We start from the raw sequence: 12,105 nt of genomic DNA on the forward strand, positions 1-12,105 counted from the left end.
AGCTAGCCATCTGACTAGCTGACTAGTGCAGAAACATTCAGGCCGGAACAGCCGCAGCTTGAATGTTTCTATACCGATTAAGCCTGGCCAACCGGTGGGTCCGTATCTTCAATCCATTCGCTCTCGTCTTCGGGAAACTCCAATAGCCACTTATCCACTAGGTCGACATGCTCGCGTTCTTCGCTGGCCATTTCCGTTGCCATGCTTTTCACCTCTGGATTGGTGACTTGCTCAGCTAGTTCAGCAAAATAGGTGGCGGCTTTTTCTTCATTGTGGCGGGCGAGCAGCAATGCTTCCCGTGGTGTCATTAAATAATGAAGGTCAGCAAAATCACCTGTTTCGGGTCCTTCGGGAGTAGTCCACTGGTATTCCCTTACCGGTAGCTCGCCGAGGTTCAGATTGGCTGCTTGCCGTTGGACGCTTTCAGCATGCAGTTCTTCGATATCGGACATATCGCGAAAGAGTTTCGCTACTTTTGTATTGTTATGAGCGTCCATTGCTTCTGCCATTTCCGCGTATCTCTCGCTGGCTTCATTCTCAACCGCCAGCACAAAGGCCAGCATATCGGTGATAGTTTCCAATTTCGGATATTGGTTATTAGTCATTATTACACCTCAAAGCGACTGGTGAAGTCGTAGGTTTCGGTTGAGTCATTTTTTTGATTCAACTTAAAGGGTTCGCGCTCGCCCCTAAACAGGACACCAGTATTAAAGCCGTCATCGGTCATTAACCTTCTCGCCGCTCGGGCTGGGTCGGAGGTCGCTTCAACGGGCGCAGTTCTTACTTTGTTACGCCAATCTTTTTGATCAGGACGATAGGTGACACAAGGGCTAAGGATCTGGACGAAGGAGAACCCAGGGTGGGTAATGGCTTCTTCAATCATCGCGGCAGTACCTTTTGGGTCTCCAGAAAATGCACGAGCTAAGAAGTTAGCGCCAGAGGCTAAGGCTATCACTAATGGATGGAAAGGACTAATTCCGGTGCCACCGGGTGTTAAAGCACTGTCCCAGAACGGATCGGTAGTGGGGGATGCCTGACCTTTGGTCATACCGTAAACCTGGTTATCCATCACGATATAAGTGATATCGACATTCCGACGGCAGGCGTGTATAAAGTGGTTGCCCCCGATGGAGAAACCATCGCCATCGCCACCAGTGCAGATAACAGTTAAGTCTGGACGTGCCACCTTCAGGCCAGTGGAAAGCGCCAACGAGCGGCCATGCACACCATGAAAGCCATAGGTTGAGGTGTAAGCAGGAATGCGAGAAGAACATCCGATACCTGAAATGACCGCAACATCTTCAGGTTTTAACGCAAGGCTCGCCATGGCTTTGGTCAGCGCCTGTAATACGGAATAATCTCCACAGCCTGGGCACCATACAGGCTTAAGTCCTGATTTGTAGTCCGAGGCAACTAACGCTGTTTCACATGCTGTAGCTTGATTCATGGTTAGCTCCAATTCTCAATTTCATTAACGATTTCACCTGGCCGGATGATGATAGGGCCGGCGCGATGAAAAGATTTCAGTTCACAGGGCAAATCATATTGCGCCTTGAGGAAGCCAAAAAACTGTCCGGAATGGGTTTGTTCAACCACTAACAGCTTTTTAACGCCAGCAAGTGCTGCGGACATTTTTTCCTGTTGAATAGGGGTAAGCAGACGCACCGCGATTAGGCGTACATTAACACCAACGCTGCTTAATCGATCTGCCGCTTCACGTGCGGCTCCGGTAATTGAGCCCCAGGTAATGATGGCAATATCGCCTTCGCCTTCAACGTCAGCCCAGTAATCACCGTAGTCAAAGCCGGTTAATTTACGTAGACGTTTATCCATCTGTTCCGCGTGATGTTCATTCTTGGTAGAGGGCATACCGGTTGGACTGTGCTCAAGCCCATCCGCCGTGTACTGGCCTCCCGCTAATCCGGGGATCGCCATTGGTGAAACGCCATCTGCTGTGATGGCATAGCGTTGGTAATTGTCGACTGCTTCGGTTAATACAGAGCGTTGCGTAGCAAAATCAATTTCTTTTGGTTTTTCAACGGCGGCTCTTGCTTGCCCCATAAACTGATCGGATAGGACTATAGCGGGTGTTTGCAACGACTCGGCAAGATGTACTGCCCATTGCGTGGTGATAATACAATCTTCCACTGAGGTGGGCGCTAATACCAAGTGGGGCGCATCGCCGTGCAAACCATAGACTGCGATGTTGAGATCACTCTGTTCAGACTTGGTTGGTAAGCCGGTTGACGGCCCGCCACGCATGACATCGACAACGACCACGGGAACTTCAGATGCAACGGCTAAACCAATGCTTTCGATCATTAACGCCAGACCTGGCCCCGAGGTGGCGGTTAATGAAGGAATACCGCCGTAGGAGCCACCAATCGCCATGTTAATCGAGGCAAGCTCATCCTCTGCCTGTACTAAAGTGCCGCCCAATTTAGGTAGCGCGGATGACATCCATTCCAGCACTTCGGTAGCGGGCGTAATAGGGTAAGCCGCAACAAAGCGAACACCACCTTTGATGGCACCCCAGCCAGCCGCTTCGTTACCGGATATAACGATACGTTCACCCTTTGTGGGCTGTTCAAAATTTGCTTTTGCAATGACGGGCAAGTCAGCGGCTAATTCGCGGCCGAGTTTGATGGTTTCCAAACTGCTTTGAACGGCCTCTTGGCCTTTGCGTCCGAGTTTCTTTTCCAGCATCTCGGCCAGAGCGCGTTCTGGTAATGAGATCATCTCCGCGAGAACGCCGAGAGCGATCATGTTAGGGCGCCCTTGCTTCACCATCTTTGCGGTTTTCGAGATGGGCAATTGGATGATGCGAGCTTGCGACTGGGAGATTACTTTAGGTACATCACCACCTTCATCGTCACAGATAATAATACTTTCGGGGGTGAGCGGAATCTCAGAGGCAAAACGCTCCACATTCTTCCAGTCTATTGCGAGGAGTACGTGAAAGTAATCATCCGGACTGGAGGTGGGTGCCGTTGTTAATCGCACCATTGCGGCGGCTTCACCACCACGAATCTGTGGCCCTAACGTTTTAGTTAATGTTCCGAACCAGCCTAGTGTTGCCGCTACATCAAACAACAGGTTGCCTGTCGTCATCGCACCAGCACCACCGCTACCGGCAACGGCAATGGATACCGATCTGTTCTTACTCAAATCAACTGTCATCAAGGGATGCCTCTATTGCGTTTGTCTCAGTGTTACATTCTTTTCTGTTACAAAAAAGTCGCTAAATATACTGCCCGCCGTCAACGCGAATGACTTCACCCGTAATAAAACGTGCTGCATCAGTGAGAAGGAAAACGACGGCGTTGGCGATGTCTTCGGGGTGGGCTAGCTGCTTAACCACAGATTCCTCTTTGGCCTTCTCGATATATTGTTCGGGTAACTGTTTTGCCATCTCCGTCATCACCATCCCGGGAGCAACGGCATTTACCGTAATGCCTTTGGGGCCGAGTTCACGGGCGGATGTTTTGGTTAGCCCTATTAACCCGGCTTTGGCGGAGGAATAGTTCGCCTGGCCGAATTTTCCGCGCATACCATTAATAGAGGTAATATTAACGATCCGGCCGTGGCCGGCTTCGCGCATGCGTGGGGCCATGGCGCGCGTTGTATAAAATGCACCATCCAGGTTGACGCGAAGCACCGAAGACCATTCGTCATCGCTCATATTGATTAAGCTGCGATCACGGGTAATGCCAGCGTTGTTGACCAGTAGGGTGGCGTTATCGGGCAGGGTGGAAACAGCCTCATTGACCGCGCTCGAATCGCTAAGATCTAAAGCATGATAGATGAAAGGACTGTCGGCAGCAGCGCCAGCGGAGGAGATGTCAAAAATATGTACTTCAGCGCCAAAAGCGGATAATAACTCAGCAATAGCAAAGCCTATACCCTGCGAGCCACCTGTGACCACCGCAGCTTTGCCGCTTAGGTCGAACCGCTGCGAAATATTCATATTTTTCACATCACCTTATATTACGTTTTGTTATGGGATAACAGGCTACGCTAAAGCAGTTGCAACCTAACTTTAAGGTAGCGAAAACTAGGGCTACCCCGGAAGGTAACCCTTTGTTCTTCGCACTATTGTTGTTTAGCGGCTAGTGCAGTGATTCGTACTTGGCCTGTAGTTGCTCTTCAGTTTCCTGCCAATCTGGATCGGGAACGATACAATCGGCCGGGCATTCAAGCACACATTGTGGCTCGTCTTCGGCACCGACACACTCCGTACAGCGTAATGCATCAATCTTATAGATAGGGTCGCCTTCTGTGATGGCCTCGTTAGGACAAGGGTCAACACATGCATCGCAGGCGGTACAGTCATCAGTAATCATTAATGCCATGGGTTATTCTCCTCTAGAATAAATTTTGTTTATGCGGCTTCTTGCGCGCGCAACTTTTCGAAGCGGTAAGCACCCCAAATTGCGGCCCCGATAGCGCCAGCATGAATTGAATCCGGGTGAGAACGAACATCCAGTTCCATTTTCTGCTTTTCCGCGCACTCTTTAAAGGCAGCAATGAGGCCATCATCCAAAGCCAGTCCACCAGTTGCCAGCATGACACCGTCTCTAACTTTTAATGACTTCAGCATTTTAACAAAACGATCCGCCATAGAAACATGTATTCCCTTTAAAATGTTAGGGCCGGAAATACCGCGAGATACCATGTTAATCACGTCTGTTTCTGCCAATACCGCACAGATACTAGAACAGACTTCAGGATCGTCGGCTTGTTTGGAAAGTTCGCCAATTTCATCTTGAGCTACGCCCAGGTAACGGGCAATGTTTTCCAGAAACTGGCCTGACCCGGAGGCGCACTGGCTGGTCATTTTGTAGTTCAAAACCTTGCCGGCGTCATCCATCGTAATAGCTCGGCCATTTAATGCCCCGATGTCACAAACCGCACGGGCTTCAGGGTCCAGGTAAACCGCACCACGCGCATGTGTCGTCATGGTGTAAAAGTGCCCAGTGCTGAAGGTGATCATTTCTGCGTCGCCAGTGGTCGCACAATAATCGACGTCATCACGGGTCATGCCCTGGTTGGCGAGGACTTCATCGTATGCTTGCTCGGCGAGTTTTAACGGGTCGCGCTGACGGATTCGATCAACACGCTTCTCCAGCCACTCTATCTTGTCGCCTTCGATACGAAACAATACTGTTTCGATGGCGCCTGAACCAATATCTATACCTACTGTTACAGTCATCTTTCTGTCTCCTATCCCATCACCGCACGATGTGCGAAGCTGGCGCCGCCAAGCGCGCCGGTGTAAATTGAGTCCGCGGATATATTCATGGTGACATCACCATAGTTTGCTTTGACCAATTTCTTCAATTCGTCTACCGCTGATTCGTTATTGGCCACACCACCAGTGAAAGTGAATTGATCCGTGATGCCACCGGAGCGTGCAATAATGGACATGGCGCGCAGCATGATGGAGCGGTGCAAACCGGCTAAAATATCGGCTCGTTCTTCACCCAACGCCAGTCGGTCGCGCAACTCTGCTCCGGCAAATACGGTACAGGTTGAATTGATGCGGGGCACTTTTTTCGCTTTCATCGCGATTGGGCCCAGTTCGTGCAAACCGATGTTCATTTCGTCAGCGATATAACCGAGATAACGGCCACAACCAGCCGCACAGCGGTCGTTCATCTGGAAGTTTTTCACCACGCCGTTTTCATCGACCTGGATGCCTTTGGTATCCTGTCCACCAATATCCAGTACTGTACGGGTGCCTTTAAACATAATGTGCGCGCCCATACCGTGACAGAGAATTTCGGAACGAATGTGCTCTTTCGGGAAGGGTAGGCGAACGCGGCCATAACCGGTACCGACCACATAGGTTTCCTCTAATTCAATATCGAGTGTGGCGTTCACTGCTGCACGCAGGGCATCCTTGTCGACGTCAATGTTGGGGTTTTCCTCCATTAGGAATTCCAAACCTAGCATGAACTTGCCACGCAGGTCGCCTTCCGGCGGACGGTTTTCCACATCAATAATGGCCTTGTCGTAGACATTCATTAATAGATCGTAAGGTAATCCGGCTTCCTTCGCCTTTTCTTCGGCAATACGCATGAAGCGAGAGCCGGCCACATCGCGGAAAAAGTCCGATTTACGCTGGGCGTTTGGCCCATATATTTCATGCGCATCATCGGCTATTTCCTGGAAGATCTTGGCCATAATTTCCCTGACCTGCCCTTCAACTCCGGCAAAACGCTCGCCAGTGATATTGATATCACAAGTTTGCTCGAGATCTTTTAACTGCTCCAGAAACTGCGTTTTACGAAAGTTACGCTCCAAGTCCGCCAGTAGTACTTCCATTTTTTTTGCAGCATCCGGAATCTTTGCGATTTCGCGCTCCAGCAGCGTAAAACGGGTATCAATATAAGCTTCTTGTTTAGCAACCGCTGCGGCTGTGTCATAGTTAGAGCGAGAGTTGGTAATCCCGCGCCCCAACACTTCCCGGTTTTCGTCCATCACTACGGCTTTAGTAGTGGTCGATCCTAAATCAATTCCAATAAAACATTTCATGCTATGAATCTCCTCTTATCAAGCCGCAGAGCGTTTTTGGTCAACCATTTGGAAGTAACTTTCCAGACGGTTCTTAACGTTCGATGGTGAGAAATAACGCGGGTCAACCAGGTCGGTTTCAACGAAAGCCGCAGGCTTGCCGGTACGTTTCTCAATTTCATTCATCATCAGCAACTGACCTGCTGAGAAGCTGTTACAACTCTTAATGGAGTTGATTAACAGGCCATCGGCTTCATAGTCATTGATATAGTTTTCCAGCATCTTGGTGCGCGCTGGTAGGTTCAGGTTGGTGTAACACCCCAGACAATAATCGGCTAAGGACTCTAGCGGACGATCGGGATCGTGCCGGAAACCCTGCTCATAGTTGCCACCTACTTTGGTGTACGAACTGGCGACGACGACAGCACCTTCGTCATAGAACATTTTCCAGAATTCACGCATGTGGGTGTAGTTCGGCGGACCTTCTACAACTAGACGATATCTTTCTTTTTCCATCACGCCTTCCGGTGTCACTGGGCCTTGACCTTTGCGCACACGCTCTTGGACTTCGTCCCACAGCATATCGTAATAGGCGGTACATTCTGGAGTACCGCGGAAAGCTGAGAAAGTCGGGCCGACGTAGTAAATGCCGCCGAAGTAGGAGTCGATCGGGGAGGGCTTCAATTTGGCCGTTTCCAACACTTTTACGAGCTTATCTTCGGCTTTTGCGGACTCACGCAGATGCTCACGTAAACGGTCGATATCGAACTTAACGCCGCTGACACGCTCAAGTGTCGGGATCAGGTCTTCTTTGAGCTGTTTTACTACGTAATCGCGCATGTTTTGTGTGATTTCGCCATCACCTTGATAGGGGACGTGTAACATGGCGGTTTCGCACTTGTATTCATGACGTAATAATTCAAACCACTTCATGAAGGTGAAACAACCGGTGTAGGACAAGAGTAGCAGATCAGGCTCGGCAATTTTCTGTCCAGATGGCCCGACATTACCTTTACGCATCATACCCAGATCGGCTTTTACGTAGGTACAAACGTCTTCATCCTGGCCATAACGCTCGGCCTCCATGACATAGGCACCGGTTTTCTTCTGCATCGCTGATTGCAGTGCGTTAATTTCCGGATAGTTACCTACCACATCAAAGCACTGCACCAGCTCATTCAGGTTGCCGGGAACGAAGGTGTAAACGACTTTTTTCTCATGATCAGCATCAGCTTTGGCTAATTTGTCAAAATTGCCTCGAATCATTTCTTTCTGTAATAACTGGGAATTATCCTTTTGGACATCTTTAGATAAATCAACTGGGGCTTTCTTTTCAGTAGTCATAATTAGCTCCACAACTTAATTGAGTCTGCGAATGTGCCAGCCTGTTCACGGATAGGCTGCATTTGGCCGAGGTTCTCGGCGTACTTGAAGGCAATATTGGGGATATTGTGGGCGTCAAGTACGTCCTGCAACATGGGCCGCTCTAACAGCGCTGGGTCACAGAAACTGGGGGCTGCAAAGATGACGCCCTCAGCGCCGGATTTGCGCACAGCTTCAATGAGCTGCTCGCCTTTCTTCTCTTCGGAGGGTTCATAGGTTGCAGAAGTACGGGTGGAGTGCTCAAGGAAGCAATCGGACAGATTTTCCAGGGCATCACCTTCTTCCTTGACGTTTTCTCTTAACCAGCGGTTAACCAGAATAAAGTCGTCATCTACTACGTAACAGCCAGATAGTTCGATCGATTTCACTAGGTTCAAAGGGGGTTGTTCACAGAACATGCCGTTCATTACTACCTTGGTATTATCGCGTTTTGGCCGCTCAACATCACCGATAGCGTCGATGTAATCGCGTAACATCTGGTTATGCTCCTCAACGGGCAGTACCTGTCCGGCGCGCATCAGCAGGTAAACCTCAGTCACCGGAATATTCCAGGGTTGCTCGATACGCTGCTCATAAAGTTCCATGATCAGTTCGCGATTGATGTTGTATAGCTTGATTGAGGCTAACAGGTCATCGTTAGTGACTTTGCGGCCGGAAATACCTTCCAAACCTTCAAGCAGTTCTTTCATTTCCTGAATGTAGAACTTGCCGCCGATTTCTTTCTCGTAGTTCTGCGGCACGTCGACATAACGCACATAGGTGTCCTGCTGTGTCAGTTTCCACACACCGGAAAGATTACGAATAACGTCGCAAATGCTGGGGAACAGCATGCCGTCAACGAAATCCAATCGGCCGGTAAGTGCTAGCTCAATCGTTGAACGTGGAATTCGGCAGATATAGCTTTGATAGAATGCGTCACCTTGAATCACCTCTAACTGGTCGCCGCCGCCATAAATACCCAATGGCAGCATTCCGGCAGCGTGAATCAGTTCACGAGGAATATAGATAGGCAGGTGTCCAATCACGTGACGGCCTGGTGCGGCTGCTTTCCACTCGCGCGCTGAAGTAAAGTTTAGATCTTCATACAGCGCTTCGCAGCGTTCGATAATTTCTTTAGTTCCCATATTAACGGTGCTCCCAATTTACGGTGCGTTTTTCAACAAATGCCTGTAGGCCCTCAACAGCGTCATGAGTCGCCATTAATTCCTGCAAGTACAGTGATTCAACTTCATCTAGTTTGGATTTGATTCGTGCGACAGCGTCAAATCGCGCTGCTCTGCGGGCGAAGCGTAAAGAGCTGGCACTGCTACCCAGTAAATGCGTAGTAAACCATTCTTCTGCAGCAGCAGAAGGGTTCTCAGACAGCTCATTGACCAGCCCAATTCGATAGGCTTCATTACCGTCGATACTGCGTCCGGACCAGAGTAAGTCTGTTGCTGCGCTGCTGCCGATGCGTTCAGGTAGTAAACAAGAAGCTGCAGGGGCAAAGACGCCTAACTTAATCTCCGGCTGGCCTAATTTTGCGTCTGGGCGGGCAAATAACAGGTCGCCGCCACAAGCGACTTCAAGGCCGCCACCTAAACATTGTCCCTGGATGGCAACCATAATAGGCACTGGAAAATCCAGCATCTGCTTAATCAAAGCGTGTAAGCTTTTCAGCATGTCCGCGCATTGATCGGGCATATGCTCTGCAACGCTTGCGCCGAAGCTGAAATGAGTTCCCTCGGCATCGAGCAGTACTGCAGATAATTCAGCGCTAGAGGCGTGGGAATCCAAGGCTGCACAGAGTGCCGCGATCATTTCAGCATCCACGATGTTGGCTTTTGGTCGAGCTAATCTCAGGCGTAACAACTGCCCGTCATGCTCTAGCCATACTTTAAGTGGTGATTCGCTCATCAGTATTAACCTTCTGCCTTTGGCATCAGACTTTCAATCAGCTCTGGTGTCCAGGGTGCGCCTTTGGCTAAGGCTTGACGCAATGCGACGAAATCGATTTCACGACCAGTTTCCTTATTGCCTTCGTTAAAGGCACGGAATCCGGTGCGGGCTTCGTTCATCATGTTTAACGCTAACCAAGCACGTGAGTTTTCTTTGTTGCGATTCCAAGCTTCGAGTTTCGGTTTGCGTAACTCTTCCAAGCTCTTTGCCATGCACTCTGGAAAGGTTTCGAGCAGTTTGCTACACAGTGCCTCAACGCGCTCATCCAATAAAGAAAGGTCAATTTCGCCTTGCTTGATTAATTCTTTGCCTGCTTTGAGCTCGGGGCCTTTTTTGAAATCACCGTGTACGATACGGCCAAATTCATCAAGAAACTGGTTAGTAACAACGGTCGGGTTAGCAATAAATTTACCGTCGATTTTTAAGGCAGGAACAATTTCACAGCAGATTCCTAGGCGATTTGCTTTGTGTGCAGAGAAGGGTTCGCACAGAGTTCCGGAAACCATGGCTTGTTCGCAGCCGATCATAACGGGCAGAAAATCAGTTGCGCCACCAATGGCGGCAGAGCCATGTTTAGGGCCAGCCTGACCAAAATTGGCTAAATCCTGCGCGACAGTAAAGTCAGCAGCCATACCTATTTCCTGACCGCCGCCGATGCGCATCCCATTAACGCGGCAGATAACCGGTTTGTCACAGCCTATGATGGCAGACACCATATCGTTAAATAAGCGCATATATTGACGATATTCTTGTGGGTTGCCAGCGTAGTACTCGGCATATTCTTTGGTATTACCACCAGTACAAAATGCTTTGTCGCCAACAGCAGTAAAGACGACAGCGTTAACATCGCGAGCCATGGATGCTTTGCGAAACGCTAGAATCAATGCTTTCGCCATATTAGTGGTGTAAGAGTTATATTGTGCCGGGTTGTTCAGGATAATCCAGGCATTATAGATACCTGTTACCTCAGTGCCGTCGAGTCGTTTGGCTGGACGCATTTCATAGCGAACCATGCCGTCGCATAAGCTTTCAATTTCATCGCTCACCAAGTTGTGGTCAGCCAATTGATTAGGTGCGATATCCCGAACAATAGCTTCGGTAGTTGGATTCATAGTTACTCCCCTTAAGGTACTAAAATGGCACGAGCAGTTAATTTATGCTCATGCGCGGCTGCAAATACTTCGTTGATTTGATCGAGCGGGTGCTGCTCCACGAAAGGTGTCATGGTAACCTTTCCATCCAGCACCAACTCCAGGGCGGCAGGATAGTAGTCCGGTGAACAACCCCAGTTGCCTTGGGCTTTGGCATGGAAGGCCATCAAGTTTGATAAACGTAGCTCCAACTTGGCCATAGTGAATCCCACGACGGCAATGTGGGCCCCAAAAGTGAGCAGGCCAAAAGCGGTGTTTTGGCCCGGTGCGCTGCCCGAACACTCAAAAATTTTCCATTCGGTCGTGCGTAGCCCCTGCTCTTTAGCAAAACTAATAATGGCTTTCTTCAGTTCTTTGCCCTGATATTCCGTTGCGTTCAAGGTGAGGCTGGCGCCGAAATCCTTTTGTTTGGCGAGTTTTTCGGCATCTACATCGACGGCTACAACTGTTGCACCCATCGCTTTAGCTATCTGCACCGCGTAGCCACCAACACCACCGATACCAATAACAATGGCCAGATCGCCAGGCTTAACGTCGGCTTGGACGCAAGCTTGATAAGGCGTGGTTAAAGCGTCAGCGATTACCGCGACATCGGGTAAAGACAGGCCAGCGGCCTTTAGTTTGGATTCGTCCACTTCACACAAACAGTGTCCGGGGACGGTGATGTGGGAGGCGAAGCCGCCTTGGATATCATTGCCGGGCATTTTTTGGCTGCGGCAAATATTTTTTAGACCGCGTTGGCAGAGATCACAGTCGCCGCAGGGGATGACGGCAGGAATAATGACAGCTTTACCAACGAGTGCTTCAGCGCCTGCTCCAGCAGCAATAACACGACCGCTGATTTCATGCCCTAGGGCTAGCGGTAGTTCATGGTTAGTACGAACGCCATCATAGAAATAACCGAGGTCGGTGTGACAGACACCGCAACCTGCTACTTCAACAGTAACCTCTCCCGCCCCCGGTTGCTCAAGCTCGAAGTTGACTTTCTCCAGCGCTTGGCCTGGTTCATTCATTACCCAACGATAGCTAGAACTCATAATGTTTGACCTGTGTATGGTGGGTTGTCCCACTTATATTATTTAGGTGGGAATACCTGCATATATGTGGTATCCCTTAT

The 12,105-nt window shown here is 49.7% G+C and carries 12 protein-coding genes; all 12 read right to left on the reverse strand.

Annotated elements, in window-relative coordinates; all coding sequences use genetic code 11:
- Positions 1–77: 77 nt before the first annotated feature.
- Positions 78–605 carry a ferritin family protein gene (locus H6995_01560; protein MCP5213676.1) on the reverse strand — a complete coding sequence of 176 codons (528 nt, stop codon included), beginning with the start codon at positions 603–605 and terminating at the stop codon, positions 78–80.
- Between the two features lie 2 nt (positions 606–607).
- A complete protein-coding gene (locus H6995_01565; protein ID MCP5213677.1) occupies positions 608–1,447 on the reverse strand; it encodes a 2-oxoacid:ferredoxin oxidoreductase subunit beta in 840 nt (279 codons plus the stop codon).
- 2 nt (positions 1,448–1,449) lie between these two features.
- Positions 1,450–3,180, reverse strand: a complete 1,731-nt coding sequence (locus H6995_01570) for a 2-oxoacid:acceptor oxidoreductase subunit alpha (protein ID MCP5213678.1) — start codon at positions 3,178–3,180, stop codon at positions 1,450–1,452.
- Positions 3,181–3,241: 61 nt separating this feature from the next.
- Entirely contained in the window at positions 3,242–3,967 is a 726-nt protein-coding gene (fabG, locus tag H6995_01575; protein ID MCP5213679.1) for a 3-oxoacyl-ACP reductase FabG, read from the reverse strand.
- A gap of 142 nt (positions 3,968–4,109) precedes the next feature.
- Positions 4,110–4,352 (reverse strand): YfhL family 4Fe-4S dicluster ferredoxin, encoded by a 243-nt coding sequence (locus H6995_01580; protein ID MCP5213680.1) that lies wholly within the window; start codon positions 4,350–4,352, stop codon positions 4,110–4,112.
- A 29-nt stretch (positions 4,353–4,381) separates the two neighbouring features.
- Entirely contained in the window at positions 4,382–5,212 is an 831-nt protein-coding gene (bcrD, locus tag H6995_01585; protein MCP5213681.1) for a benzoyl-CoA reductase subunit D, read from the reverse strand.
- 11 nt (positions 5,213–5,223) lie between these two features.
- Complete coding sequence (bcrA, locus tag H6995_01590) at positions 5,224–6,537, reverse strand: benzoyl-CoA reductase subunit A (GenBank protein MCP5213682.1); 1,314 nt, start codon at positions 6,535–6,537, stop codon at positions 5,224–5,226.
- 18 nt (positions 6,538–6,555) lie between these two features.
- On the reverse strand, positions 6,556–7,860 hold the full coding sequence (bcrB, locus tag H6995_01595) for a benzoyl-CoA reductase subunit B (protein MCP5213683.1): 1,305 nt from the start codon (positions 7,858–7,860) through the stop codon (positions 6,556–6,558).
- Between the two features lie 2 nt (positions 7,861–7,862).
- A complete protein-coding gene (gene bcrC / locus H6995_01600) occupies positions 7,863–9,023 on the reverse strand; it encodes a benzoyl-CoA reductase subunit C (GenBank protein ID MCP5213684.1) in 1,161 nt (386 codons plus the stop codon).
- A gap of 1 nt (position 9,024) precedes the next feature.
- The gene (locus H6995_01605; GenBank protein ID MCP5213685.1) at positions 9,025–9,795 is read right to left on the reverse strand and encodes a cyclohexa-1,5-dienecarbonyl-CoA hydratase; all 771 of its coding nucleotides are present in this window, start codon (positions 9,793–9,795) and stop codon (positions 9,025–9,027) included.
- A 5-nt stretch (positions 9,796–9,800) separates the two neighbouring features.
- On the reverse strand, positions 9,801–10,949 hold the full coding sequence (gene oah, locus H6995_01610; protein ID MCP5213686.1) for a 6-oxocyclohex-1-ene-1-carbonyl-CoA hydratase: 1,149 nt from the start codon (positions 10,947–10,949) through the stop codon (positions 9,801–9,803).
- An 11-nt stretch (positions 10,950–10,960) separates the two neighbouring features.
- Positions 10,961–12,028 carry a 6-hydroxycyclohex-1-ene-1-carbonyl-CoA dehydrogenase gene (gene had, locus H6995_01615; protein MCP5213687.1) on the reverse strand — a complete coding sequence of 356 codons (1,068 nt, stop codon included), beginning with the start codon at positions 12,026–12,028 and terminating at the stop codon, positions 10,961–10,963.
- Positions 12,029–12,105 lie beyond the last annotated feature (77 nt).

It is taken from the genome of Pseudomonadales bacterium, assembly GCA_024234615.1.
GTDB lineage: Bacteria > Pseudomonadota > Gammaproteobacteria > Pseudomonadales > IMCC2047 > JAJFKB01.